Annotated in this window: 21 protein-coding genes; 10 read left to right on the forward strand and 11 right to left on the reverse strand. The window is 75.5% G+C overall.

The features are described 5' to 3' along the window. Positions 1-13: 13 nt before the first annotated feature. Both QPK52_RS23500 and gndA read right to left on the reverse strand, forming a co-directional pair. The gene (locus tag QPK52_RS23500) at positions 14-1,180 is read right to left on the reverse strand and encodes a S1 family peptidase (RefSeq protein ID WP_410539454.1); all 1,167 of its coding nucleotides are present in this window, start codon (positions 1,178-1,180) and stop codon (positions 14-16) included. 180 nt (positions 1,181-1,360) lie between these two features. Beyond that, on the reverse strand, positions 1,361-2,806 hold the full coding sequence (gene gndA, locus QPK52_RS23505; RefSeq protein WP_410540452.1) for an NADP-dependent phosphogluconate dehydrogenase: 1,446 nt from the start codon (positions 2,804-2,806) through the stop codon (positions 1,361-1,363). A gap of 187 nt (positions 2,807-2,993) precedes the next feature. Here gndA and QPK52_RS23510 point away from each other — a divergent pair, with 187 nt between their 5' ends. Then, positions 2,994-3,869: an alpha/beta fold hydrolase gene (locus QPK52_RS23510; protein ID WP_410539455.1), complete on the forward strand. Its 876-nt coding sequence runs from the start codon at positions 2,994-2,996 to the stop codon at positions 3,867-3,869. Positions 3,870-3,963: 94 nt separating this feature from the next. Here the strand turns inward: QPK52_RS23510 and QPK52_RS23515 are convergent, their stop codons facing one another. After that, the gene (locus tag QPK52_RS23515) at positions 3,964-5,700 is read right to left on the reverse strand and encodes a bifunctional 3'-5' exonuclease/DNA polymerase (protein ID WP_410539456.1); all 1,737 of its coding nucleotides are present in this window, start codon (positions 5,698-5,700) and stop codon (positions 3,964-3,966) included. An 8-nt stretch (positions 5,701-5,708) separates the two neighbouring features. Between QPK52_RS23515 and QPK52_RS23520 the strand changes: the two genes are divergently transcribed. Beyond that, positions 5,709-7,103, forward strand: coding sequence for an acyl-CoA dehydrogenase family protein (locus QPK52_RS23520; protein WP_410539457.1), 1,395 nt, complete (start codon positions 5,709-5,711; stop codon positions 7,101-7,103). 336 nt (positions 7,104-7,439) lie between these two features. Here QPK52_RS23520 and QPK52_RS23525 read toward each other — a convergent pair whose 3' ends face one another. After that, positions 7,440-7,850 carry a hypothetical protein gene (locus QPK52_RS23525; RefSeq protein ID WP_410539458.1) on the reverse strand — a complete coding sequence of 137 codons (411 nt, stop codon included), beginning with the start codon at positions 7,848-7,850 and terminating at the stop codon, positions 7,440-7,442. A 205-nt stretch (positions 7,851-8,055) separates the two neighbouring features. Between QPK52_RS23525 and QPK52_RS23530 the strand changes: the two genes are divergently transcribed. The 5 genes from QPK52_RS23530 to fxsA all read left to right on the forward strand — a co-directional run bounded on the left by QPK52_RS23530 (position 8,056) and on the right by fxsA (position 14,056). Beyond that, entirely contained in the window at positions 8,056-8,496 is a 441-nt protein-coding gene (locus tag QPK52_RS23530) for an Lrp/AsnC family transcriptional regulator (protein WP_410539459.1), read from the forward strand. Between the two features lie 68 nt (positions 8,497-8,564). Then, the gene (locus QPK52_RS23535; RefSeq protein WP_410539460.1) at positions 8,565-10,223 is read left to right on the forward strand and encodes an amidohydrolase; all 1,659 of its coding nucleotides are present in this window, start codon (positions 8,565-8,567) and stop codon (positions 10,221-10,223) included. A gap of 575 nt (positions 10,224-10,798) precedes the next feature. Next, a complete protein-coding gene (gene lnt / locus QPK52_RS23540; protein WP_410539462.1) occupies positions 10,799-12,646 on the forward strand; it encodes an apolipoprotein N-acyltransferase in 1,848 nt (615 codons plus the stop codon). Further along, on the forward strand, positions 12,643-13,413 hold the full coding sequence (locus QPK52_RS23545; RefSeq protein WP_093656506.1) for a polyprenol monophosphomannose synthase: 771 nt from the start codon (positions 12,643-12,645) through the stop codon (positions 13,411-13,413). Before lnt ends, QPK52_RS23545 begins: the two co-directional genes overlap by 4 nt. 1 nt (position 13,414) lies before the next feature. After that, a complete protein-coding gene (fxsA, locus tag QPK52_RS23550) occupies positions 13,415-14,056 on the forward strand; it encodes an FxsA family membrane protein (RefSeq protein WP_410539463.1) in 642 nt (213 codons plus the stop codon). Between the two features lie 109 nt (positions 14,057-14,165). Here fxsA and QPK52_RS23555 read toward each other — a convergent pair whose 3' ends face one another. The 4 genes from QPK52_RS23555 to QPK52_RS23570 all read right to left on the reverse strand — a co-directional run bounded on the left by QPK52_RS23555 (position 14,166) and on the right by QPK52_RS23570 (position 17,895). Continuing rightward, positions 14,166-14,543 (reverse strand): RNA polymerase-binding protein RbpA, encoded by a 378-nt coding sequence (locus tag QPK52_RS23555; protein WP_093656502.1) that lies wholly within the window; start codon positions 14,541-14,543, stop codon positions 14,166-14,168. Between the two features lie 265 nt (positions 14,544-14,808). Further along, a complete protein-coding gene (locus tag QPK52_RS23560) occupies positions 14,809-16,218 on the reverse strand; it encodes an MFS transporter (protein WP_410540453.1) in 1,410 nt (469 codons plus the stop codon). 112 nt (positions 16,219-16,330) lie between these two features. Further along, positions 16,331-17,116, reverse strand: coding sequence for a glycerophosphodiester phosphodiesterase (locus QPK52_RS23565; protein WP_410539464.1), 786 nt, complete (start codon positions 17,114-17,116; stop codon positions 16,331-16,333). Further along, positions 17,113-17,895, reverse strand: coding sequence for a YczE/YyaS/YitT family protein (locus tag QPK52_RS23570; RefSeq protein ID WP_410539465.1), 783 nt, complete (start codon positions 17,893-17,895; stop codon positions 17,113-17,115). The genes QPK52_RS23565 and QPK52_RS23570 overlap by 4 nt, the downstream gene beginning before the upstream one ends. Before the next feature lie 98 nt (positions 17,896-17,993). Between QPK52_RS23570 and QPK52_RS23575 the strand changes: the two genes are divergently transcribed. Then, positions 17,994-19,529, forward strand: a complete 1,536-nt coding sequence (locus QPK52_RS23575) for a PLP-dependent aminotransferase family protein (RefSeq protein ID WP_410539466.1) — start codon at positions 17,994-17,996, stop codon at positions 19,527-19,529. Between the two features lie 56 nt (positions 19,530-19,585). Here the strand turns inward: QPK52_RS23575 and QPK52_RS23580 are convergent, their stop codons facing one another. Both QPK52_RS23580 and QPK52_RS23585 read right to left on the reverse strand, forming a co-directional pair. After that, positions 19,586-21,181, reverse strand: coding sequence for a hypothetical protein (locus QPK52_RS23580; protein ID WP_410539467.1), 1,596 nt, complete (start codon positions 21,179-21,181; stop codon positions 19,586-19,588). A gap of 151 nt (positions 21,182-21,332) precedes the next feature. Continuing rightward, entirely contained in the window at positions 21,333-21,527 is a 195-nt protein-coding gene (locus tag QPK52_RS23585) for a hypothetical protein (RefSeq protein ID WP_093656496.1), read from the reverse strand. Between the two features lie 207 nt (positions 21,528-21,734). Here QPK52_RS23585 and QPK52_RS23590 point away from each other — a divergent pair, with 207 nt between their 5' ends. Together QPK52_RS23590 and QPK52_RS23595 are read left to right on the forward strand one after the other, a co-directional pair. Then, the gene (locus QPK52_RS23590) at positions 21,735-22,565 is read left to right on the forward strand and encodes a hypothetical protein (RefSeq protein WP_410539468.1); all 831 of its coding nucleotides are present in this window, start codon (positions 21,735-21,737) and stop codon (positions 22,563-22,565) included. Positions 22,566-22,726: 161 nt separating this feature from the next. Next, a complete protein-coding gene (locus QPK52_RS23595) occupies positions 22,727-25,096 on the forward strand; it encodes an ATP-binding domain-containing protein (protein WP_410539469.1) in 2,370 nt (789 codons plus the stop codon). A gap of 24 nt (positions 25,097-25,120) precedes the next feature. On the opposite strand, the gene QPK52_RS23600 is transcribed toward QPK52_RS23595, so the two are convergent. Then, positions 25,121-26,311: an FAD-dependent oxidoreductase gene (locus QPK52_RS23600; RefSeq protein ID WP_410539470.1), complete on the reverse strand. Its 1,191-nt coding sequence runs from the start codon at positions 26,309-26,311 to the stop codon at positions 25,121-25,123. Positions 26,312-26,340 lie beyond the last annotated feature (29 nt).

Genomic DNA, 26,340 nt, shown 5'->3' on the forward strand with positions numbered 1-26,340 from the left:
GTGTCGGGCGGTGTCAGGCGGTGTGCAGCGTCAGGCCGTACACCGACAGGATCTCGTTGACCGGCTGGAACCACGTCTCGCCGCCGCCGGAGCAGTTGCCCCAGCCGCCCGAGGTCACGCCCTGGGCCTGGTCGCCGCTGATGAACGAGCCGCCGGAGTCGCCGGGCTCGGCGCAGACGCTGGTCTTGGTCATCTGGTGGACGGCGCCCTGGCTGTAGTTGACCGTCTCGTTCTTCGCCAGCACCCGGCCGCAGTGCCAGCGGGTCGTGGAGCCGGAACGGCAGATCGAGGCGCCGACCGGGGCCTCGGCGGAACCGCGCACCAGCACGTCGGGCACCGTCCCCCAGCCCAGCACCACCGGGACGGTCCACCAGCCGTGGCCGGTCCTCACGAAGGCGTAGTCGTTGCCGGGGAAGGACGAGCCCTGGAAGGTGCCCATCTGGGAGCCGTCCCAGCCGCGCACCGACGCTCCGGCCGGCCCGCAGTGCCCGGCGGTGACGAAGCCGCCGTGCACCGAGAAGCCGATGGAGCAGCGGGCGTTGCCGGTGTAGTAGGGGTCGCCGCCGACGACGCCGGCGGCGAAGGTGCGCGGCGCCCCGCCGGTGCTCTCGCGGACCTCGACGGGGCCGGCCTTCCGCGCGGCGGCCAGGAAGCCGCGCACGGCGGCGTCGTCCCCGGCGCCCTTCACGAGCTCGACCACCACGCTGTTGGCGCGGGGATCGACGTACCAGCCGCTCACTCCCTCGGGAGCGGCCTCGCGCTCGGCCCGGGCGTCGATCCGATCCTTGACGGCGTCCAGTTCCTTCGCGCTGTGCTCGACCACCCGCGCCCGGGCGCCCGCGGCCCGTACGGCGCCGGCTCTGCCGGGGGTGGTCACGCCGACGACGAGCTCGCCGGTGCGGGCGTCGAACCAGGAACCGGCGAAGGCGGCGCCCGCGGCCCGCTCGGCCCCGGGGGCCGCCTCCATGGCCGCCGCCTCCTGCCGCAGCCGCTTCCGCGCCTGGCCCTCGGTCAGCCCGAGGTCGCGCTCCATGGCGTCCACCAGCTCCTGCGCCGGTGCGCCGGCGCGGGGTTCCGCCGGGGCGGGCGAGGCGGAGGCGAGTCCGCTTCCCGTGGCGGTCAGGGCGCCCAGCGCGAGCAGCGCGGACAGGCCCGCGCGCACGCCGATCCTGCGTCGCATGACGGTTGTTCTCCTTCTGTCGGCTCTACCTGGTGAGGTCGAGGTGGGGTCGGACAGCGGAGACATGAGAGCGCTCTCAGGTCTGGTCCAGGAGAGCGTAGAAGGGATCCGAGGTCATGTCCATACCAATGGCGCGGGCGGTCCGTCCGGCCGCCGTACGGGGACGCCGGACCGCCGGGTTCAGCCGTCGGTGCGGACCTCGGAGCGGTCCAGCCCCCACAGGGTGTGGTAGGAGCCGGGCCGGTCGGTGCGCCGGTAGGTGTGGGCGCCGAAGTAGTCGCGCTGCGCCTGGACGAGAGCGGCGGGCAGCCGCTCGGCGCGCAGGGCGTCGTACGAGGCCAGCGCCGCCGACAGGCCCGGCACGGGGACGCCGTGCCGGACGGCGGTGGCCACCACCTCCCGCCACGCCTCCTGCGCCCGGCCGGTCTCCTCGGCGAACCCCGCGTCGGCCAGCAGCGTGGGCAGCTCCGGATCCGCGGCGTACGCGGCGCGCACCCGGTCCAGGAAGGCGGCCCGGATGATGCATCCCCCGCGCCAGACGGCGGCCACGGCTCCCAGGTCGATGCCCCAGCCGTACTCCGCGCTCGCCGCCCGCATCATGTTCCAGCCCTGGGCGTAGGAGGTGATCTTCGAGGCGTACAGGGTCTGCTCGACCCGGTCGGCGAAGCGCGCGGCGTCCCGACCGCCGAGCGGGGGCCGGTGCGGTCCCGGCAGGCCGGCGGCGGCCCGGCGCAGGCCGGTGTGCCCGGACAGGGAGCGGGCGAAGACCGCCTCGGCGATGCCGGAGACCGGAACGCCCAGGTCCAGGGCGGTCTGCACCGTCCAGCGGCCGGTGCCCTTCTGCTCGGCGGCGTCGGCCACGACGTCGACGAAGGGACGCCCGGTGGCGGCGTCGGTGTGGGCCAGCACCTCGGCGGTGATCTCGACGAGGTAGGAGTCCAGGGGGCCGGTGTTCCAGGCGCGGAAGACCTCGGCGACACGGGCCGGCCCGTACCCTGCGACGTTGCGCAGCAGGTCGTACGCCTCCGCGATGAGCTGCATGTCGGCGTACTCGATGCCGTTGTGCACCATCTTCACGAAGTGCCCGGCGCCGTCGGGCCCGATGTGCGCGGTGCAGGGCGCGCCGTCGGGCGCCTTCGCGGCGATGTCCTCCAGCAGCGGGCCGAGCGCGGCGTACGCCTCGTCCGAGCCGCCGGGCATGATGCTCGGCCCGTGCAGGGCGCCCTCCTCGCCGCCGGAGACGCCCGCGCCGACGAAGTGGACGCCGCGCTCGCGCAGCGCCTCCTCGCGACGGCGGGTGTCGGAGAAGTGGGCGTTGCCGCCGTCGACGACGATGTCCCCCGGCTCCAGCAGCGGTGCGAACTCCTCGATGACGGCGTCGGTCGCCTCGCCCGCCCTGACCATCACGATCACGCGGCGCGGCCGCTCCAGCGCGGCGACGAACTCCCGGGGCGTCCCGGCGGGCACGAAGTCCCCCTCCCGGCCGAACCCCTCCACCAGCTCCTCCGTCCTGGCGCCCGTGCGGTTGTGCACGGCGACGGTGTAGCCGTGGCGGGCGAGGTTGCGGGCCAGGTTGCGGCCCATGACGGCGAGTCCGGTGACGCCGATCTGTGCGGTGCCGCTCATGGTGTCGCTCATGGTGTGGCTCCTCGGAACACGGGGAACACGGGAACGGTCGGGCAAGGCCGGGAAGGGCCGCGACGGTGCGGTGTACCCGGGTACGCCGCCGTGACCCCCGAGGGTCCCCGCCCGCGCCCGTCCGGCGCACCGGCGGGCGCGCACGGGGGGAGGACGGGCGTCGGAGGGAGAGGGTGTGTTCGAGGGATTCGCGCTGGAGCGGATCGACGTGGGCGAGGCGGCCTTACGGGTGCGCCACGGCGGCTCGGGACCCCCGGTGCTGCTCCTCCACGGCCACCCGCGCACCCACGCCACCTGGCACCGCGTCGCACCCCTGCTCGCGGACGGCCACACCGTCGTCTGCCCCGACCTGCGCGGCTACGGGCAGTCCTCCAAACCGCCCACCGACGACGGCCACACCCCGTACTCCAAACGCGCCATGGCCCGCGACTGCCTGGAGCTGATGCGGCGACTGGGCCACGACCGCTTCGCCGTCTTCGGCCACGACCGGGGCTCCTACGTCGCCCACCGGCTCGCACTGGACGCGCCCGGGGCCGTGACCCGCCTCGCGGTCGGCGACTGCATCCCCATCAGCGAACACCTGGCCCGCTGCGACGAGCGCTTCGCCCGCGCCTGGTACCACTGGTTCTTCTTCGCCGTCCCGGACAAGCCCGAACGCGCCATCCTCGCCGACCCCGCCGCCTGGTACGGCGGCTCGGAGGAGGCGATGGGCGCCGGGGCGTGGGAGGACTACCAGGCGGCCATCCGGAATCCGGCCACCGTGCGGGCGATGCTGGAGGACTACCGGGCCGGGCTGACCGTGGACCGCCGCCACGAGGAGGCCGACCGGGCCGCGGGCCGCCGCATCACCTGCCCGGTGCTGGTGCTGTGGTCGGAGAAGGACGACCTCGGCGACCTCTACCCGGACATCCCCGGCATCTGGCGCGCCTGGGCGGACGACGTCACCTGCGGCACGATCGACAGCGGCCACCACATGGCCGAGGAGGCGCCCGAGCAACTCGCCGGGGCGCTGCGCGACTTCCTCGCCCCGGAACGGGCGCGTACGGCTTGAGCCCCGGAGCGGGCGCGTACGGCTTGAGCCCCGGAGCGGGCGCGTACGGCCCGGGAGCCGGCGGCCACGGCCGCCGTACGGCCAGGGCCCCCGCTCACTTGGCGTCCGCGTAGCACCCCACCACGGCCGTGGTGAACGGGAAGCGCACCGGGGTCTCGCCGAAGGCCGCGCGGCCCGCCCGCTCGCCCGCCGCCCGGACGGCCTCCACCACCGCCTCCGCCTCCCGCTCGGGGCAGTGCACGATCACCTCGTCGTGCTGGAAGAACACCAGCTCGGCGCGCATCCCGGCCAGGGACTGCCGCAGTGCGGCCAGCACCAGCAGCATCCAGTCGGCCCCGCTGCCCTGCACCACGAAGTTGCGGGTGAACCGGCCGCGGGCCCGGGCCGCGCCGCCGCCCGCCGGACCCTCCGCACCCGCCTCCGGCGGGCCGACCCCGCCGTCCCCGAAATCCGCCTCCCGGGCGGCCGCGGGCGGACAGGTGCGCCCCAGCCAGGTGCGCACCAGGCGGCCCTCCTCACCGGCCCGCGCCGCCTCGTCCACGTACGCCACCGCCGCCGGGTAGCGGCGCCGCAGATCCGCCAGGTGCCGCAGGCCGTCCCCCGAGGTCTGCCCGTACACCGCGCCCAGCAGCGCCAGTTTGGCCCGGTCCCGGTCGCCGCCGAACGCCCGGTCCGACAGCACCGAGTACATGTCCCGGCCGCTTCCGGCCACCTCCATCAGCCCGCGGTCGCGGGAGACCGCGGCCAGCACCCTGGGCTCCATCTGGTCGGCGTCGGCGACCACCAGCCGCCACCCCCGGTCGGCCACCACCGCACGCCGCACCACCTTGGGGATCTGCAGCGCGCCCCCGCCGTTGCTCGTCCAGCGGCCCGAGACCGAGCCGCCGGGCACGTACTCGGGACGGAAGCGGCCGTCGCGCACCCAGGTGCGCAGCCAGGACCGGCCGTGCGCGGTGTGCAGCCGGTACAGCGTCTTGTGGCGCAGCAGCGGGGCGACGGCCGGGTGGTCGACCTTCCGCAGCTCCCACGCCCGGGTCGAGGACAGCCGGATCCCGGCCCGCGCGAACGCCTTGAGCACGTCCGCCGGCAGATCGGGCCGCACGCGCGCCCCCGGCCCGAAGGCACGCGAGACCTCCTCCGCCAGCTCCGCCAGCCGGACCGGCTCGCCGCCCGGATAGCTCTCGCCCAGCAGTTCCCGCAGCAGCTCCCGGTGGACGTCCGCCCGCCAGGGCACCCCCGTGCGGTTCATCTCCGCCGCCACCAGCGTCCCCGCGGACTCCGCCGCCAGCAGCAGCCGCATCCGCTCCGGGTGCCCGGCCGCCTCCACCCGCCGCAACTGGCCGGCGTACACCTCCAGCAGGGCGGCGAGCGGATCCGTGCCCGGGGGCAGCGGCACCGGGCCCGGCGCGAACAGCGAGGGCTGCTGGTCGGCCGCGGGCAGCGGCGGGTCGTCCGGCACCGGGGCCCCGTGCAGCCGAGCCCAGGCCGCCGCCAGCGAACGCGGCTCGCCCCACCGGCCCTCGTGGCCCAGCAGCAGCGCCTCGCACGCCTCCGTGTCATGGCACCGCTCCACCCGCACCCCGGCCTCCAGCAGCCGCGGATACACCTGCGCCGTCGACCGCCACACCCACCGGGTGACCGAGCCGGACGCGGTGCGCTCCGCCACGGCCCGCGCCACGTCCGGCTCGGCCGCCACCGGGCCCGCCGCGCGCCCCCGCTCGTCCAGCGGGCACAGCAGGGCCGTGCCCTCGGCGGTCACCGCCACCGCCCAGCGCACCGCGTCCTCCCGTTCCCGTCCGCCCCTCAGCCCGGGGCCGTGGCCGTCCCGCATACGGTGGAGTGTGGCAGCGGGGACCGACAACCCGGCGGCCGGCCGGCGGCGGGGTCCCGCCCCGCGGTGACGCCGGGCCGCCGATCGGGCATACTCCAATCGCCACAGCCGCTGGTCAGCCGCTCTCGCAACCCGAGGAGCGGTATCGGCTGGGACCACCACTCACCGGTGGCGGCGCCCCACCCCGAGCGTCCGCCGCCGCAGCCCCCGACAGGGAGGAGAGCGCCGCGATGACCCAGTACGGCCCCCAGCCGGTGGAACGCCGGATGCCCACCGAGGAGGCCCGCGATCTCCTCACCCTGGTGCGCGACCTGGCCCAGCGCGAGATCCGGCCGACCGCGGCCGAGGAGGAGGAGTCCGGCCGCTTCCCCCGCGAGACCTTCACCCTCCTGTCGGAGTCCGGGCTGCTCTCGCTGCCCTACGGCGAGGAGTTCGGCGGCGGCGACCAGCCCTACGAGGTGTACCTGCAGATCCTGGAGGAGCTGGCCGCGGCCCGGCTCACCGTGGGCCTGGGCGTCAGCGTCCACACCCTCGCCTGCCACGCGCTCGCCCACTACGGCTCCAAGGAGCAGTGCGCCGAGCACCTCCCGGCGATGTTCACCGGCGGGCTGCTGGGCGCGTACTGCCTGTCCGAGCCGTCCTCCGGCTCCGACGCCGCGGCGCTGCGCACCCGCGCCGTCCGCGACGGCGACGACTGGGTGCTCGACGGCACCAAGGCGTGGATCACCCACGGCGGCATCGCCGACTTCTACACCGTCATGGCCCGCACCGGGGAAGAGGGCCCGCGCGGCATCACCGCCTTCCTCGTCCCGGGCGACGCCGAGGGGCTCAGCGCCGCCGCCCCCGAGCGCAAGATGGGGATGGGCGGGTCGCCGACGGCGCAGGTCCACTTCGACGGGGTGCGCATCCCCGACAGCCGCCGGATCGGCGAGGAGGGGCAGGGCTTCACCATCGCCCTGGACGCCCTCAACTCCGGCCGGCTCGGCATCGCCGCCTGTGCGATCGGGGTCGCCCAGGCCGCCCTCGACGAGGCACTGGGCTACACCGCCGGGCGCGAGCAGTTCGGCCGTCCCGTCTCCGACTTCCAGGGCGTGCGGTTCATGCTGGCCGACATGGCCACCCAGATCGAGGCCGGACGCGCCCTGTACCTGGCCGCGGCCCGGCTGCGCGACGCCGGGGAGCCCTTCGCCCGGCAGGCCGCGATGGCCAAGCTGTTCTGCACGGACGCGGCCATGAAGGTCACCACCGACGCGGTCCAGCTCCTCGGCGGCTACGGTTACACCCGCGACTACCCGGCCGAGCGCCTGATGCGCGAGGCCAAGGTGCTGCAGATCGTCGAGGGCACCAACCAGATCCAGCGGGTGGTCATCGCACGCCACCTGGCGGGGCCCGAGAGCCGCTGAGGGCATCGGCGGTCCGCGCCGCCGGACGACCCCGGGCGCGGACCGCGGGCTTCGGACCGGGGCTCCGCGCCGGGGCGCGGCGGTGCGCCCGCGTCCACCGGCGCCGAGGGGCGCGCGGAACGCCCCGTGCGTGCCCGGCTCCGCCTCCTCGGGGACCGGCTCGGCCGGCCCTCGCGCAGCCGTCCCGCCGCCCTTCGGCGGGACGTGCGCCGGGCCCGTCGAGCCGCCACCGGGCCCGCCGGCGCTGCCGGGCGGTGCGCTCCGGCGCGGTACCCGGCCGGCGGAGAACGGCCGGGCCGGGACTGCCGCCCGTGCCGTGCGGGGCGGCGCGAGCCGTCAGTGGCGCGGGTGCCGCCCGCGCGGAACGCGCATCGGGTGCGTGCCCGGGCCGCCGACGTGGGAGAACGGCTGCATCCGCCAGTGCAGCCCCTCGGGCAGCGTCAGCAGCGTCGCGGCGTCCTGCTCGCGGGTCTCGTGCCCGGAGCCCTCGGGCCCGGCGTCCTCCACCGGACGCCCCGAGCCCTGGCACACCGTCAGGCCGAAGGGGTTCCACGGAGTCGGGCACAGGGCGTGCTCGGGGAGCGTCTCCTCGTCCGCCAGCAGTGCTATCGGCTGGGCGCAGTCCGGGCAGACCACCCGGAAGATCTCGTAGGTCTCGTAGGCGTCGTAGGCGTCGTAGGCCTCGGCACTCTCCTCGTGGGCCTCGGTGTCCGGGTGACCGGCGTCGAGCGACTTCACCTTGCGCATGCAATCCCCCTTGGACGGGCTGCCGGGTGTCCGATCGAGGGAGTCCCGGCCACAGCAAGCATTTCCCTGCGCCGCCCATCCGTAATCTCCGCGCCTTCCCGGACACGGGAGCACGGATGTGGCGTTCGTCACACGCCCGCGCCCCGGGGTCGCCGACAGGCCGATCGGTGTGCCGTGGTGCGCCCGGCGCAGTAGGTTGCCTGTCGTGGAGGAGCTGGATCGTCGCATCGTGGAGTTGCTCGTCAGGGACGGGCGGATGAGCTACACCGACCTGGGCAGGGCCACCGGCCTGTCGACCTCGGCGGTGCATCAGCGCGTCCGCAGGCTGGAGCAGCGCGGTGTCATCCGCGGCTACGCGGCCATCGTCGACCCCGAGGCGGTGGGACTGCCCATGACGGCCTTCATCTCGGTCAAGCCGTTCGACCCCAGCGCCCCGGACGACATCGCCGACCGGCTCGCCGAGGTGCCCGAGATCGAGGCGTGCCACAGCGTCGCGGGCGACGAGAACTACATCCTCAAGGTCCGGGTCGCCACCCCCATCGAACTGGAGCACCTGCTGGCGCGCATCCGCTCCCTCGCCGGGGTCTCCACCCGCACCACCGTCGTGCTGTCCACCCCCTACGAGGCCCGGCCGCCGCGCGTGTGAGGGTCCCCGCGCCGCGTACGGGCGACCCCGGCGGCCGAGGGCGGCGGGGGAGGGGGAGACTGGCAGCCATGAGCGACAGCACGGCCCCTCTCGACCGCCCCGACCGCCCCCGCACCGTCCTCCTGCGCGGAGGCGAGGTCCACAGCCCCGCCGACCCCTTCGCCACCGCCATGGTCGTCGACGGCGACGGCATCGCCTGGGTCGGCTCGGAAGGGGCCGCGGACTCCTTCGCCGACGGCGTCGACGAGGTGGTCCACCTCGACGGCGCACTCGTCACCCCGGCCTTCACCGACTCCCACGTCCACGCCACCGCGACCGGCCTGGCCCTCACCGGCCTCGACCTGGTCGGCGCCGGCTCCCCGGAGGAGGTCCTGGAACGCGTGCGGGAGCACGCCCGCGCCCGCCCCGACGACCGGGTCCTGCTCGGCCACGGCTGGGACGCCAGCGCCTGGCCCGGGCAGCGCCTCCCCTCCCGCGCCGAACTCGACGAGGCCGCCGGCCACCGGCCGCTCTACCTCACCCGCGTCGACGTCCACTCGGCGCTGGTCACCACCGCGCTGCTCGATCTCGTCCCCGGCGCCGCCGACGTCACGAACCTGCCCGGTTACGCCCCCGACGCCGCCCTGACCGGCGACGCCCACCACGCGGTGCGCGCCGTCGCCCACGCCTCCGTCACCCCGGCCCAGCGCACCGACGCCCAGCGCGCCGCCCTGCGCCACGCCGCCTCGCGCGGCATCGGCACCATCCACGAGTGCGCGGGACCGGAGATCTCCGGCGAGGACGACCTCACCGGCCTGCTGGAGCTGGCCGCCGCCGAGCCCGGGCCCCGTGTCTTCGGCTACTGGGCCGAGCACGTCACCTCCCCCGAGGGCGCGCGGCGGGTGCGTGAGCTCGGCGCCCTCGGCGCCGCGGGCGACCTCTTCGCCGACGGGTCCCTGGGCTCCCACACCGCCCATCTGCACGAGCCCTACGCCGACGCCGGCCACCGCGGTACCGGCCACCTGGACGCCGACGCCGTCGCCGCCCACGTCGCCGCCTGCACCGAGGCCGGGATCCAGGCCGGCTTCCACGCCATCGGCGACGCCGCCCTCACCGCCGTGACCGAGGGCGTGCGCGCGGCCGCCGAACGGGTCGGCCTGGAGCGGGTGCGGGCCGCCCGGCACCGCGTCGAGCACGCCGAGATGCTGACCGGGGCCACCATCGCGGCCTTCGCCGAGCTGGCCCTCACCGCCTCCGTCCAGCCCGCCTTCGACGCCGCCTGGGGCGGCGAGGACGGCATGTACGCCCGGCGCCTGGGCCGCGAACGCGCCCGCACCCTCAACCCGTACGCCGCCCTGCTGCGCGCCGGTGTGCCCCTGGCGCTCGGCTCCGACAGCCCCGTCACCCCGCTCGACCCCTGGGGCACCCTGCGCGCCGCCGCCTTCCACCGGACCCCCGAGCACCGGATCTCCGTCCGCGCCGCCTTCACCGCCCACACCCGCGGCGGCTGGCGGGCGATCGGCCGCGACGACGCCGGTGTCCTCGTCCCCGGAGCACCGGCCGACTACGCGGTCTGGCGCACCGGCGACCTGGTGGTGCAGGTGCCCGACGGCCGGATCGCCGCCTGGTCCACCGATCCGCGCTCGGGCACCCCGGGCCTGCCCGACCTCGGCCCGGACCGCCCGCTGCCCGTCTGCCTGCGGACGGTGGTCGGGGGACGGACGGTCTACGAACACCCGAACGGGTGATGGGGGACGGCTCCATACCGCCGAACGATGTTCCCGCGGTTCGCCGTCCCGCGGCGGCTCCCTCGGCACTGACCTGCTGCTTTGGAGCAACGCCGCAGGTCGTGAGGGTGTTGACAGGCGGCGGAGGTCGGCGGGTAGGTTCGGCCGGGTCCACCACAGGATGTCCGACCGGGGATCCTCCGCGCACAGTCGTCGAACGAGCTGGGTCATGGGCGGTGCGTCGCACCGGCGTACGGCCGGGAGCCAGATCCAGCGTCCGCGGCACGGAGACGGAGGGGTCCCGGCTGGTCGGCGGGTGCGACCCGGGTGGGGGCCCGGAGGCTCAGTAGACAACGACTTTCGGCCGATCCGCAGCCAGCGGGTCCCAGGTCGGCCCGAAGGGCGCCGGGCCCCGATCCCGAGCGGACCCCTGCCCTTGGCCCTGCCCCTGGCCCGCCCCGCCCGCCGTCCGCGCGGGGCCGCCCGCCCGCCTCCGTGCGGAATCTCCGCATCCGCCCCACCCCGCCCCCATGGGAGCCGCCGGGCGTTGTACGGTCGGGCTCGTCACCGCACGATCTGCAAGAAAGGCCGCGACCGTGCCATCGGGCCCCGAGACCACCGCCGAAGCCGAGACCGGCGGCGCGGCCGCCGACCGTCCGGACGAGCCACCGCACCGCCCTACGGCAGCCCGGGCCCCCCGGCCCGCCGCGGCCGCCGCGGCCGGAACCCGCCCGGCGCCCCGGCCCGCCGGGCGCTCCGCCGGGCCCCGGCTCCCCGTCCGCCTGGCCCGGTCGGCACGCCGCGAGGCGTGGCGCACGGTGGTGGCGGCGGTGAGCGGCGCCGCCCTGGCCGCCGCCTTCCCCCCGTACGGCCTGTGGCCGCTGTCGGTCGCCGCGGTCGCCGCCCTCGCCCTCCTCACCCGGGGGCGTACCGCCCGGCAGGGGGCCTGGCTCGGCCTCGCCATGGGACTGCCGTTCTTCTTCGTACTGCTCAAGTGGCTCCACGTCATCGGCTGGGACGCGGTGCTCGGCCTGTCCCTGGTGGAGTCGCTGTTCTTCGTCCCGTTGGGCGCCGGGCTGGCCGCGACCTCGCGGCTGCCGCTGTGGCCGCTGTGGGGCGCCTGCCTGTGGGTCGCCGAGGAGTGGGCGCGCGACCGGATCCCCTTCGGCGGTTTCCCGTGGGGGCGGCTGGCCTTCGCCGTCACCGACTCGCCGTTCCTGCCGCTGGCCGCACTGGGCGGCGCACCCCTGGTGACCTTCGCCGTCGCGCTGACCGGCGCCCTGCTGGCCGCGGCGGCCGTCTCGGCCGCCGCGGCGGTCACCGCCGCCCGCCGGCGGCGCGGAGCGGCCGAGCCTGCCGAGACGGCCGAGCCTGCCGAGGCCGACGAGACCGCCGCCCCGGCGGCGGGCGGCCCCCGTACGTCGCGTCCGGCCCTCGCCGCCGCCGGGGCGGCCGTCCTCGCCGTCGCCGTGGCCGCGGCCGGCCAGGCCGTACCGGTCCGCGACACGGCGGCCGACACCGTCCGCATCGCCGTCGTCCAGGGCAACGTCCAGCAGCCCGGCATGGACTTCCTCGGCCGCCCGATGCTGATCCTCAACAACCACGTCGAGGCCACCCTGAAGCTGGCCGAGGACGTGGCGGCGGGCCGGGAGGAGCGGCCCGATCTGGTCATCTGGCCGGAGAACGCCTCGGACCTGGACCCGCACCGGTACCCGCAGGCGTACGACGCCATCGACCGGGCGGCGAGGGCCGTGGGCGTCCCCGTCCTCGTCGGCGCCCTCGTCGACCACCCCGAGCACGAGGGCTACGTCGAGAACCAGGGCATCGTCTGGGACCCGGAGACGGGCCCCGGCGCCTCGTACACCAAGCAGCACCCGGTGCCCTTCGGTGAGTACGTGCCCTACCGGGACCAGCTCAGCAAGGTCATCACCCGCCTCCAGCGCGTCCCGCGCGACTTCTGGCCCGGTGAGAGCACCGGTGTGATGGACGTCGGCCCCGCCCGGCTCGGCGACGTCATCTGCTTCGAGGTCGCCTACGACGAGATCGTGCGCGACACCGTCAACGACGGCGCCCGGGCCCTGGTGATCCAGACCAACAACGCCACCTACGGCAACACCGGCCAGCCCGAGCAGCAGCTGGTCATGTCCCGGCTGCGGGCCGTCGAGCACGGGCGGGCCGTGGTCACCGCCGCCACCAGCGGCATCAGCGCGGTCGTCGCCCCCGACGGCACGATCGGGCAGCGTACGGAGGAGTTCACACAGGATGTGATCACCGCCGACCTCCCGCTGCGCGACGAGACCACCCCCGCCGACCGGATCGGCTCCGTACCGGAGTGGGTGCTCGCTATGGTGGGCGTCCTGTCCTGCGCCGCGGCCTTCGCGACCGGCCGACGGGGGCGGGCACACGGGGTGAACAGGACGGACGAGAAGAGGCAGCAGCAGTGAACGACGCGCGGCAGCGCCGGAAGGATCCGCTCGGCAGGATCCTCGTGATCATCCCGACCTACAACGAGGTCGACAACATCCGGCCGATCGTCACCAGAGTGCGCACCGCCGTCCCCGAGGCCCACGTCCTGGTCGCCGACGACAACAGCCCCGACGGCACGGGGAAGGTCGCCGACGAGATGGCGGCGGAGGACGAGCAGGTCGAGGTCCTCCACCGGGAGGGCAAGGAGGGGCTGGGCGCCGCCTACCTGGCGGGCTTCCGCTGGGGCATCGACAACGGCTACGACGTCCTGGTCGAGATGGACGCGGACGGCTCCCACCAGCCCGAGGAACTGCCCAGGCTGCTGACCGCGCTCAAGGGCGCCGACCTGGTGCTGGGCTCGCGCTGGGTGCCGGGCGGACGGGTGGTCAACTGGCCCGGTCACCGCAAGTTCCTCTCGCGCGGCGGCAGCACCTACTCCCGGCTGCTGCTGGGCGTGCCCCTGCGGGACGTCACCGGCGGCTACCGGGCGTTCCGCAAGGAGACCCTGCTGGGGCTGGGCATGGACGACGTGGCCTCCCAGGGCTACTGCTTCCAGGTGGACCTCGCCCACCGCGCCGTGCAGGCCGGATACCAGGTGGTCGAGGTGCCCATCACCTTCGTGGAGCGCGAGCGAGGCGACAGCAAGATGAACCGCGACATCGTCGCCGAGGCCCTGTGGCGGGTCACCGCCTGGGGCGTGCGGTCCCGTGTGAACCAGGCGCTCGGCCGCAGGCACACTGGATGACATGACGACCGGCGCACCGTACCCGTACGAGCCCCCTCCACAGCACTCCCGGCCCGGACCGGGAGGCCCCGGATCCCCCGGCACCGGGCCCCGGCGCCGGCCCCGGCGCAGCTTCGTCCCCCTGGGACTGGCCGCCTTCGTGATCCTGGAGATCTGGCTGCTGACCCTGCTCGCGGACGCCACGGGCGGGCTGGTCGTCCTGGCCGTCCTGGTCGCGGGGGCGGTGCTGGGCGCCGCGGTCGCCAAGCGCGCCGGGCGCCGTGCCTGGCGCGGGCTGGTCGAGACCGTCGAGAGCCTCCAGCCGGGTGCCGAGCCGCGCCCCGGTGCTCAGTCCGCCCGGGGCGGGCACGGGCTGGCCATGCTCGGCGGCCTGCTGCTGATGCTGCCCGGCCTGATCTCGGACGCGGCCGGGCTGCTGTGCGTCTTTCCGCCGACGGCCGCGTTGCTGCGGCGCGGTGTGGAGCGCCGGCTCGGCCGCGGTACCGGCTTCGCCCCCGGTTCCCTGGAGGACACCCTGCGGCAGGCGCGTACGGCGGAGGAGCAGTTCCGCATCCACCGGCCCGACGGCAAGGTGGTCCAGGGGGAGGTCGTGCGCGACGACGAGCGCGACGCCCGCGGCGGGGAGGGCGGGGGAGCGCGCTAGCCCCCGCCGGGCCCGCTCGAAGACACACGTGGGCGAGGGTCCGACCACCGGCCGGTGGTCGGACCCTCGCCCACGTGCTTGTGACGTGCCGCGGCGCCGCGTGCCGCCGTCAGGCGGACTTGCGCTTGCTGTCCCGCGGATGCACGGCGATGTTCATGGTCCCGGAGCGCAGGACCGCCAGCCTCTCGGCCAGCACCTCCTCCAGCTCCTCACGGGTGCGCCGCTCCATGAGCATGTCCCAGTGCGTACGCGCGGGCTTGCCCTTCTTCTCCTCGGGCCCCTCGCCGTTGACCAGGAGTGCCTGGGCGCCGCACACCTTGCACTCCCACTCCGGCGGGATCTCGGCCTCAACCGAGAACGGCATCTCGAACCGATGACCGTTCTGGCATGCGTACTCCACGGCCTGGCGCGGCGCCAGGTCGATACCGCGGTCGGTCTCGTAGCTGGTCACCACGAGTCGCGTGCCGCGCAGAGCTCGCTCACTCATGAATCGTGCCTCCCGGGCTTGTCGCCCACAGGACAGGTGTCGCTGTCGTCGTCATCCGGTCAACGTCCGGTCGGCGGTGAAGATTCCCGATCTGGGACATGCGTCGCCCGTCGTGCCGCTGCCTCGTCGGATATGCGGTACCCGCAGCCGCCCGCTTTGTCACATCCCACACGGGGCGTAACGTAACGTTCGCCTATCTTTGGCGTGCGGTAACGGTCCATCCGACGAGTTGCAGGCGTACACTACCCGCCCTTCGGCCGATGGCCTAAATCCGATCCGGCGCAGCGCCGCCCACCGCCGCCACCGCTCGTCTGACCGGTACCCGCAGCAGCAGGATGAAACCCAGAACGAAGAAGATCACCAGGGAGATGATCGCGTCCCGGTAGCTTCCGGTGAGCTGGTAGGTGAGCCCGAACACCAGCGGCCCCAGCCAGCTGGTGCCGCGGTCGCTCACCTCGTACAGCGAGAAGTACTCCGCCTCCTTGCCCGGCGGCACCAGCTGCGCGTACAGCGACCGGGACAGCGCCTGGGTGCCGCCCAGCACCATCCCGATCGCCGCGGCCAGCACGAAGAACCACACCGGCTCGCCCGCGGGCAGCACGTACCCGGCGCCCACCGTCGCCGTCCACGCCACCAGCGAGCCCAGGATCGTGCGCTTGGCGCCGTAGCGCACCGCCAGCCGCCCCAGCAGCAGCGCACCCGCCACCGCCAGGACCTGCACCAGCAGGATCGCGCCGATGAGGGTGGTCTGGTCCATCCCCAGCTCCCCGGCGCCGAAGACCGAGGCCTGGGTGATCACCGTCTGCACGCCGTCGTTGTAGAGCAGGTAGGCCAGCAGGAACATCAGGGTCAGCGGGTAGCGGCGCAGATCGCGCAGCGTCCCGGCGAGCTGCCGCCAGCCGCCCCGCAGGGACACGCCCCCGCCGGCGGGCGCGTGGGCGGCGGGCCGCTCGCGCAGCCGCCGCAGCGGGATGATCGCGAAGACCGCCCACCACAGGCCCGCCGAGGCCAGGCAGATCCGCACCGCCGTACCCTCGCTCACCCCCAGCGACTCGTGCCCGAGGAACAGCGCCAGGTTGGCCACCAGCACCAGGGAGCCGGAGGCGTAGCCGAAGGCCCAGCCGCGGGAGGAGACCGCGTCCCGCTCCTCGGGGGTCGCGATCTGGGGCAGGAAGGAGTTGTAGACCACCACGGCCGTGGCGTAGGAGACGTTCGCCACCACCAGCAGCGCCCCGCCCAGCAGGTAGCGGTCGCCCTCCAGGAAGAACATCCCCGTGGTGGCCGCCGCCCCCAGGTAGGCGAACACGCCCATGATCGGCTTCTTGCGGCCCGACCGGTCGGCTATCGCCCCGGCCAGCGGCATCACCAGCACCGACAGCAGCACCGAGACGGAGACGGCGTAGGCGAAGTACGCGCCGGCGCGGACCGGGATGCCCAGGGGGTGGACGTAGCCGGCGCCGTCCGCCGCGGCCTCGGCGACCGAGGTCAGATAGGGGCCGAGGAAGACGGTGAGCACGCTGGTGGAGAAGACGGAGACCGCCCAGTCGTAGAAGTACCAGCCGCGCTGTTCGCGGCGCCGCTCGGCGGCCCCGGCGAAGCCCTCCGCGTCGCCCGTGCCGCCGCCCGCGCTCTTCGCGCTTCTCCCGGCGTCCCCGGTGCCCCCGGCTCCCGCCACGGTCTCGGTGCCCACCCGCGCCCCCTCGTCCGTCCGTGCGCAGACGCGGGACCACGGGCGGGGGCGCGGCCCGGACCGCCCGGCGGCTGCCGGACGCCGTGGCCGCCGGACGTCAGATCCAGGCCCCTCGCTCGGCCAGCACCGTGCGCAGTGTCTCGATGTGATCGGTCATGATGCCATCCACGCCCAGATCCAGCAGCGCCCTCATCCGCTCCGGATCGTTGACCGTCCACACGTGCACCTGCAGGCCCCTGCGGTGGGCCTGGCGGACGAACGCCCGGTCCGCCACCGGTATCCCGCCGTGCCGCACCGGGACCTGCGCGCACAGCGCGCCGCGGCCGACCGCCCCCGGCAGGCGGTACGAGCGCAGCCGCAGGCCCAGGACACCGCGCGTGCCCAGTGAGGTGGCCAGCCGCGGGCCCGCCAGGCGCCGGGCCCGGGCCACCCGGGACTCGTCGAAGGCCCCCAGGCACACCCGGTCCCAGGCGTCGGCGCGGTCCAGGATCTCCAGCAGCGGGGCGAGCGCGGCGTCCGCCTTGACGTCGATGTTCCAGCGGGCGCGGGGGAAGGCGCGCAGCAGGTCGGCGAAGAGCGGCACCGGCTCACCGCCGCCCACCCGGACCCGCCGCACCTGTGCCCACGGCAGGGAGGCGATCGCCCCGCTGCCGTCGGTGACCCGGTCCAGCGTGGCGTCGTGGAAGGCGACCAGCTTCCCGTCCGCCGTGGCGTGCACGTCGGTCTCCAGGTAGCGGTAGCCCAGCTCCACCGCCCGCGCGAAGGCGCCGTGGGTGTTCTCCGCTCCCGGCGCGGCGCCGCCCCGGTGGGCGAAGGCCAGGGGGGCGGGGTGGTCGAAGAAGGGGTGGTCGGGGCGCGGTGCGAGGGGGTCCGGTGCCGTCATGGACGCAGTATGACTCGCCGCAGACGCCTTTGCGGGCGGTCCGCCGGCCCGTCTCCCGGGGCCTCTCCCGGGGCCTCCCCCGGTCCGTCTCCCGCGCTGCCTCCCTCCCCCCGGCCGCCGCCCGCCCTGGGGGAGGGAGGCGTGCCGAAGATCCTCAGGAAGAACTGGGAGAGCGGCCCGATCGCCAGGGCATAGAGCACCGTGCCCGCGCCCACGGTGCCGCCCAGCAGGAAGCCGGTGGCCAGGGCGACCACCTCGATGCCCGTCCGCACCAGGCGCACCGAGTGCCCGGTGACCCGGTGCAGACCGGTCATCAGGCCGTCGCGCGGGCCCGGCCCGAAACGCGCCGTGATGTACAGGCCGGTCGCCGCCCCGTTCAGCACCACCGCGCCCACCAGCAGCGGAGCCCGTACCGCGAGCGCGCCCGGCTCCGGCAGCAGGGCCAGGGTGGCGTCCATGGCCAGGCCCACCACGACCACGTTGGAGACGGTGCCCAGGCCGGGCCGCTCCCGCAGCGGTATCCACAGCAGCAGCACGGCCGCGCCGGTGATGATCACCACGGTGCCGATGGTCAGCCCGGTGTGCCCGGAGACGCCCTGGTGGAAGACGTCCCACGGACCGAGGCCGAGGTCGGCGCGGACCATCAGCGCCAGGCTGGCCCCGTAGAGCACCAGGCCGGCGTAGAGCCGGACGAGGCGGCGGGCGAGGCGGTCGGGGAGGCGGCGGCCGGGGCGCACGGCGAAGCCGCCTGAATCCCCGGAACCTCTGGAAGCGGACAAGGAGCCGTCCTTTCTGGCGCGTTGGACCGATGCGTGACACTCTGTGGCCTGTAAGCGGTTCCCGAAAACAGCCAATCCCGAGAAGGTGGACTCAACCGATGGCTCAGTGGACCTCGGCGGTCGGAGCGTCCCAGCTCGCCCGCCTCCTGTCCTCCCACCGCGCCGAGGCCGGAGGAGCGCGGCGGACGCCCGCCTACCGGGCCCTCGCCGACGGAGTCCGCCTGCTGGTGCTGGAGGGCCGCGTCCCCGTCGCCGCCCGGCTGCCCGCCGAGCGGGAGCTGGCCGCCGCCCTGTCCGTCAGCCGCACCACCGTGGCCGCCGCGTACGAGGCGCTGCGCGGTGACGGGTTCCTGGCGTCGCGCCGCGGCGCGGGAAGCTGGACGGCCCTGCCCGCCGGGAACCCCCTGCCGTCGGGCGGACTGGCGCCCCTGCCGCCCGACGCCGCCGGGACCGTGATCGACCTGGGCTGCGCCGCCCTCCCCGCCCCCGAGCCCTGGCTCACCCGCGCCTTCCAGGGGGCCCTGGCCGATCTGCCGCCCTACGCCCACACCCACGGCGACTACCCGGCGGGACTGCCGGTACTGCGCCAGGCCCTGGCCGACCGCTACACCGCCCGCGGCGTCCCGACGATGCCCGAGCAGATCATGATCACCACCGGTGCCATGGGCGCGGTGGCCGCGATCCGCGCGCTGTTCGCACCGCGCGGCGAGCGCGTCGCCGTCGAGCACCCCTCGTACGCCAACGTGCTGCGGCTGCTGAGCGAGGCGGGCGCCCGGCTGGTGCCCGTCGCGATGGGGGAGGGGCTCACCGGCTGGGACCTGCCCGCCTGGCGCCGGGTGCTGCGGGACGCCGCGCCGCGGATGGCGTACGTCATCGCCGACTTCCACAACCCCACCGGCGCGCTGGCGGGGGAGGAGCAGCGCCGGGAGCTGGTGGCCGCCGCCCGGGCCGCGGGCACCGTCCTGGTGGTGGACGAGACCATGGCCGGCCTCGACCTCGACGCCCCGCCCGGCGAGCCGATGCCCCGCCCGGTCGCGGCGTTCGACCCGGGCGGCTCCACCGTCGTCACGGTCGGCTCGGCCAGCAAGGCCATCTGGGCCGGGCTGCGCATCGGCTGGATCAGGGCCGCCCCCGAGACCATCCGCAGTCTGGTCGCGGCCCGTGTCTACGCCGATCTCGGCAGCCCGGTGCTGGAGCAGCTCGCCGTCGCCCGGCTGCTGGCGGAGGACCTCGGACGGAACGGCGGGCAGGGCGGTGGGGACAGCGGCTGGGACCGGGCCATGGAAGTCCACCGGGAGCGGGCCCGGGAGAACCGCGCCGCCCTCACCGAGGCTCTGCGGGAACACCTTCCGGAGTGGGGGTTCACCGTCCCGCGCGGCGGCCTCACCCTGTGGGTGCGCACCGGCGACCTGTCCGGCTCGCGGATCGCCGAGGCGGGCGAGCGGCTTGGGGTGCGTGTCCCCTCCGGGCCGCGCTTCGGGGTGGACGGCGCGTTCGAGGGCTACGTGCGGCTGCCGTTCACGGTCCGCGGCCCCGTGGCCACCGAGGCCGCGTCCCGGCTGGCGACGGCCGCGCGGCTGGTCGCCGACGGGCGGAGCGCGGGAGGCGACATCCCGCGCAGCTCCGTCGCCTGAACCGCCGTCCGGGCCGCCGTCCGGACTCCGGCGACGGCCCGGCGGGGCCGGAACCCTCAGCGGACCGCCCACCGGGCCGGGGCCCTCGGCGGGCCGGCCACCGGCTCCGGCAGCAGTTCCAGGACCGCCCGCCGCTGCGGCTCGGCCGCCTCCTCGTCGAAGGGGTCCGGGGCGGCGGGCACCTGGAGGCGGTGCACCGGTCCCGAGCCCAGCCGGGCGTAACCGCGTCCCGGGGGCACCTCGGGCGGCGGCGTGGTCGACGGCGCCTCGCCGAGCACCGCCCGCACCTCCTGCGGCGTCGCCGCACCGAGCACCACCCGCGCCCGGGTGTACGCGCGGACGGCTCCGGTCAACTCCCCCGCACCCTCGAACTGGTCGGCCAGCGCCACGGTCACCCGCACCGCCCGCCCGTACCGCAGGGGCACCTGGAGCAGGTCCTGAGGGTCGCGCTGCCCCTCGGCGCGGGCCAGGTGGCTGAGCACCGAGGGCCGGTCCACCAGCACCCACAGCGGGCGGCAGACGTCCTCCGGCGCGTCCCGCCCGGTCTGCCGGACCCGGTTGGCGGCCAGCAGCCTGCGCTCGGTCTCCCGGACCACCCACTCCAGTGCCGACAGCGCGCCGGCCGGTGTGGACTCCACCGCCGGCACCCTGCCGCGTCCGGCCAGGAACGCGTACTCGCCCGCTCCGCCGCCGTCCACGACCAGCACCTCGCCCTGCCGCAGGGCCTGGAGGGCGATCGACCGCAGCAGCGTGGTCGTCCCCGACCCCGGGTGGCCCAGCGCCAGCAGGTGCGGCTCGGTGGAGCGCGGGCCCGTGCGCCACACCACCGGCGGCACGTCCCGCCGCTCGCCGCCCTCGTCGACCACCGGCACCGTGCGCCGGACGGTGTGGAGGTCGGTGAAGCCCAGCACGGTCTCGCCGGGGGCGGTGACGAAGCGCTGCGCGCAGACGCCGGCGGGCAGCGGCGGCAGCGCGGTCAGGGTCAGCTCGCCCACCTCCTCCTCCCAGGCGAAGTGGTACTCCCGGCCCCGGCCGGCCTTGGCGCACAGCAGTTCCTGGAGGTGTGCGCGGGCCTCCGGATCGCCGTCCCCGAAGTGCGGCGGGTAGCGCAGCCGCAGCCGGGCCAGCCGGCCCTCCTCGGTGAACGCGAAGTCGGCGAAGGCCCGCCGCCAGTCGCCGTCGTGGGCGTACAGGGGCTGCGGACGGGGATCGTCGGTGAGTGACAGATGCGGCACCAGCGCTTCGTAGAGGGTCTGCAGCCGTGCGCGCTCGGCCTCGCCCGGTTCGCCTCCGGCGGTGTCCGAGGGCCGGTCGCGGCCCTGCCAGATCGCGGCGCCCGCCAGCGCGACCGCCCCCAGCAGCGGCCCGTACGGGGTCAGCCACAGCACCAGCAGACAGGTGGTCACGGCGAACAGCGCCGGGCCCCGCCGGTCCCGGGGGGTGCGCTCCCAGCGGCGCCGCACCGCTGAGGCGAGCCGGGCCAGCCCGCGGGCGGTCACGGCCGGCAGGTGCAGGGCGTCGAGGGCGTGGTCCGCGGCCGCCCGCCGCAGGTCCCGCCCGCGGTCCGGCGGGGCGAGGTCCGGTGCGCTGTGGGGGTGGGGATGGGAAGCGTGCAGCGGGGTGAGTGCCGGGGGGAAGGGCCGCCAGGCCACGCCGAATCTCCTGCCGTCCGGAGCCCTGGGGCTCGAAGTCCTGAGGGTCGTGGGTGTGGGGGTTCCGGTGGGCGTACCAGGGAGGCCGCGCCGGGGAGGACGCCGCGCCGGGGAGGATGCAGCGCCGGGGGAGGACGCTCCGCGAAGGGCCCTAGAAGGGGATGTTCCCGATGAGGTTGGCGAGGGTGGCCCCGCCCGCCTGGATACCGGGTGCGATCGCCGATCCCGCCAGGTAGAACCCGAAGAGCGCGCACACGATGGCGTGGGAGAGCTTGAGGTTGTCCTTGCGGAAGAACAGGAAGACGATCACTCCGAACAGCAGGACACCGGAGATCGACAGCACCATGGGTCAACTCCCTGTGTGGCGATGGGTTTGTCACCGTGTGTCCCTCAAGCTTCACAGAGCGTCCGGGGTGTCGAAAGCGGCGGAAGGGTGATTCAGCACATTTCCTCTGCTCCGTCCGGGGTACGCACCGGGCGGAGGGGGCCGGCCGGCCTCCGGCGGCCGGGAGGTAGCTTCTCGGGAGCCGACACGCGACAGGGAACGGAAACCATGCGCCGCAAGCCCGCACTGCTCTACGTTACCGACCTCTCCTACGAGGCCCGGGGCCGCCGCTACGGCGACGAGGACGTCCGCCTCTCGGCCCGTCTGGGCGACGACTTCCGGATCGGGCTCTGCCACCCGCGCGACGCGGCGGCGCTGATGGACGCCTTCGACGCGGTCGTCGTGCGCAACAGCGGCCCCGTCCTGCACCACCGGGACGCCTGGGAGGAGTTCCGTGCCCGGGCGCTGGAGCGGGGTGCCCGGGTCTTCAACGAGCTGTCGGGCAGGGCGGACATGGTCGGGAAGCGGTACCTGACCGAGCTGAGCGCGGCGGGGGAGCCGGTCATCCCCACCGTCGACCGCCGCGAGGACCTGGACCGGCTGCCGCCGGCGGCCGAGTACGTCGTCAAGCCCGAGCTCGGCGCCGACTCCATCGGACTGGAGGTCGTCCCCGCGGACCGGCTGGCCGGGCTCGCCCTCGGGCTGGACGCCGGCCTGCTGGTCCAGCCGAGGGTCGACTTCCGCCACGAGGTCTCGTTCTACTTCGTCGACCGCTCCTTCCAGTACGCCCTCTACGCACCCGACCCCGCGCGGCGGTGGGAGCTGGAGCCGTACGCCCCCACGGCGGGCGACCTCGCCTTCGCCCAGCGGTTCGTGGACTGGAACGCCATCGACCACGGCATCCAGCGGGTGGACGCCTGCCGCACGGCGGAGGGGGAACTGCTGCTCGTGGAGCTGGAGGACCTCAACCCCTACCTGTCGCTGGACCGGGTGGACGGTGCCACCGGGGACGCGTTCGTCGCGGCGATGACCGCCTCGCTGCACGCGCTGCTGGCCTGAGCCGAGGGGCGGGGATCCGTTCCGCTCCGCACGGAGGGGAAAGGGAAAAGCGGCCGGGGTTGATGAATGAACCCCGCACTCGCTATATTCGCGGACTCGCGTCTTTTTCGAATAAAAAGGCGAGACTCGACTGATTTGATAATAGCGAATGGGGGAGTAATTTGTCAAGGCAGGAAATCGAGGGGGAACAGCGTTACGTCACCCGCCTGTACCGCAGGCTCGACGAGCTGCGCGAGCGGGAGGCCGGGCGGCTGGAGACGGCTCTGTCGCAGGCCGGGACCGGCCACCAGGCCCTGCTGGAAAGGGATGTGGCCGCCGCCCGCCACCGGGCGGGAATCAGCCGTCTGGACTCCGCGGAGAACGGGCTGTGTTTCGGCCGGCTGGATCTTCTCGACGGCGGACGGCGCTATGTCGGGCGGCTCGGAATTCCGGGCGAGGACGCGGACGGGGAACCGCTGCTCATCGACTGGCGGGCCCCCGCCGCGCGTCCTTTCTACACCGCCACCGGAATCTCCCCGCAGGGTGTGCGGCGCCGCCGCCACATCCGGACCAGCGGCCGGACGGTCACCGGTGTCCAGGACGAGCTGCTCGGACCGGACGGCGGTGACGGCGCGCTCGTGGGCGAGGCCGCCCTGCTGGCCGCGCTGAGTGCCGACCGCACCGGCCGGATGGGCGACATCGTCGAGACCGTCCAGGCCGAACAGGACCGGGTCATCCGCTCCCCCCACGCCGGCGTGCTGGTCGTACAGGGCGGTCCCGGCACCGGGAAGACCGCCGTCGCACTGCACCGGGCGGCGTACCTGCTGTACACCCACCGGGAGCGGCTGGCCCGGAGCGCGGTGCTGGTCGTCGGCCCCAGCCCGGTCTTCCTGCGGTACGTCGGGGAGGTGCTGCCCTCCCTCGGCGAGACCAGCGTGCTGCTGTCCACGGTCGGCGAGCTCTACCCCGGCGTCACGGCCGACGGCGAGGAGCCGCCCGGCACGGCCGAGGTCAAGGGCCGGGCGGTCATGGCGGAGGTCGTGGCCGCCGCCGTGCGCGACCGGCAGCACGTTCCCGACGGCGGGCTGGAGGCCGTCCACGGCCGCGAGACCGTACGGCTCGGCCGCGCCGAGTGCCTGCGGGCGCTGGAGCGGGCCCGCGCCACCGGCCTGCCGCACAACCGGGCGCGGCCGGTGTTCGTCCGGCTCGTCCTCGACGCCCTCGCCCGACGGGTCGCCGAGGAGCTGACGGAGTCGGTGCTCGGTGTCCTCGGAGACGACGGCGAGCCGTTCGCCGAGCCCGCCCCCGTGCCCGGCGAGGACCTCGACGCCGAGCTGCTGGGCGAGGAGGAGGTCGAGGGCATCCGCCGGGAACTGGCGGCGGACGCCGGGGTGCGCGCGGCGGTCGACGCCATGTGGCCCTCCCTCACCCCGCAGCGTCTGCTGGCGGACCTGTACGCCTCGCCCCGCCGGCTGGCGTCCGCCGCCCCCCGGCTCGCGCCCGCCGAACGCGCGCTGCTGGAGCGCGCCCCCGGAAGCCGGTGGACCCCGGCGGACGTACCGCTGCTGGACGAGGCCGCCGAACTGCTGGGGGAGGACGACCGGGCCGCCCGCGCCGCCGCCGAGGCCGAGCGCCGCGAGCGGATCGCCCTGGCCCAGGAGGCGCTGGACACCGCCCACGGCTCCCGCTCCACCGACCTGGAGGCAGGCGAGGAGGCCGAGATGCTCACAGCCCACGACCTGCTGGACGCCGGACTGCTGGCCGAGCGCCACGAGGAGGGCGACCACCGCACCCCGGCCGAGCGCGCGGCGGCCGACCGGACATGGGCCTTCGGCCATGTCGTCGTGGACGAGGCGCAGGAGCTGTCCGCGATGGACTGGCGGCTGCTGATGCGGCGCTGCCCCGGCCGGTCGATGACCCTGGTCGGCGACGTCGACCAGGCGGGAGCACGGTCCGGGGCGGCCTCCTGGGGCGAGGCGCTCGCCCCGCACGTGGGGGACCGGTGGCGGCTGGAGCGGCTGGAGGTCAACTACCGCACCCCCGCGGAGATCGCGGAGGTCGCCGCCGGTGTGCTGGCCGAGCTCGGTACGGCCGCCGAGCCGCCGCGGCCGGTGCGCTCCACCGGCGTCCGGCCGTGGCGTCTGCGTGTGCCGCAGGGAGAACTGCCCTGTCGGCTCGGCGAGTTGGCGGCGAAAGAGGCGGTCGCGGTGGGGGAGGGGCGGCTGGCGGTGATCGTGCCCGGCGCCCGGCTGGCGGAGCTGGGCCGCGCGGTGGCGGCGGCCGTGCCCGGTGCGGAGACCGGGCGGGATGTGCGGCTGGAGGGCACGGTGGCGGTGCTGGACGTCGCACGGGCCAAGGGTCTGGAGTTCGACTCCGTCCTGCTCGTCGGACCGGAGGAGATCGCGGCCGCCTCGCCGCGCGGCCTGAACGACCTCTACGTCGCCCTCACCCGCGCCACCCGGCGGCTGGGCGTGGTGCACACCGGCGAACTGCCCGGCGCCCTGGCCCGGCTGGTCCCGTACGGCGAGCACGGCGGCCACGGGGAGCGCTGACGGGCCCCTGTCCGCGGGCCCCGTTCAGGAGCGGAGCCCGGCCAGCTCGGCGGCCAGCCGGGTGCGCCAGGCCGGGACGAGGCCCAGCAGGCGCAGCGTCACGTCGCGGCCGGCGCGGACGGGCAGGGACCGGGCGGTGGCGGCCCGGGTGAGCCGGTCGGTGAAGGAGATGACGCGCTCGGCCGCCGGCCGCCGCTCCCGTTCGTAGGCGTCCAGCCGGACGCCGGGGTCCGCGCCCCGGGTGAGGACGTCGGCCAGCGCCCGGCCGAGGGCGCAGGCGTCCTGGATGCCGATGTTCATGCCCTGGCCCCCGGCCGGGCTGTGGACGTGGGCGGCGTCGCCGGCCAGCAGGATCCTGCCGGCGCGGTAGCGGTCGGCGATCCGGTGGTGGACGTGGAAGCGTGAGCTCCACAGCACCTCGCCGACCCGCCCCTGCCCGCCCGCGCGTTCGTCCAGCACCCGCTGCACGAACGCGGCGTCCGGCTCCCCGGGCGCCTCGCGCACGGCGGCCACCACGCGGAAGACGTCCCCGGGCAGGGGCGCCACCACGATCGGCCCGTCCGGGCCGAGCAGCATGGACACCTCCTCGCGACCGGGCGGCCACTCCATCCGCACGTCCGCCAGCGCGAAGGACTGGGCGTAGCGCCCGCCCCGGTAGCCGATGCCGGCCGCCTCGCGGACCGTGCTGCGCATCCCGTCGGCGCCGACGGCGTACGCCGCCCGTACCGTCTCCGTCCCCCGCGGGCCGTCCACCGTGACGACCGCCCCGCCGGGCTCCTGTCCGACGCCGGTAACGGTGTACGGGCGGCGCACGGCGCCGGAGCCGCCGAGGGCGCGTACGCGGTCCAGCAGGACGGCCTCGGTCTCGTACTGCGGGAGCAGCAGCGCGTAGGGGTGCGGGGTCGGCAGGCCGTCGAACGCGACGGTCGCCAGCCGGTGCCGTCCCCGGCGGATGCCGAACCGGGTCAGCCGCAGACCGCGCTCGACCAGCGGGGCGGCGGCCCCCACCGGCTCCAGCGCCTCCAGCGTGCGGGCGTGGACGACGCCCGCACGCGAGGTGCCCGCGCCCTCCGGCCGCCGGTCCAGCAGCAGGAAGCCGACGCCCGCGGACGCCAGGTGGGCGGCCAGGGCCAGGCCGGTGGGTCCGGCGCCGACGATGACGACGCCGGTCCGGTCCGGGAGCGCGGGGACGGTGGTCCGGTCGGGTCCGCTCATGGGACAGCACCTCTTCCGCTTGAGGCCAA

Origin of the sequence: Streptomyces sp. KL2 (genome assembly GCF_046529545.1) — a bacterium.
Lineage (GTDB): Bacteria > Actinomycetota > Actinomycetes > Streptomycetales > Streptomycetaceae > Streptomyces > Streptomyces radiopugnans.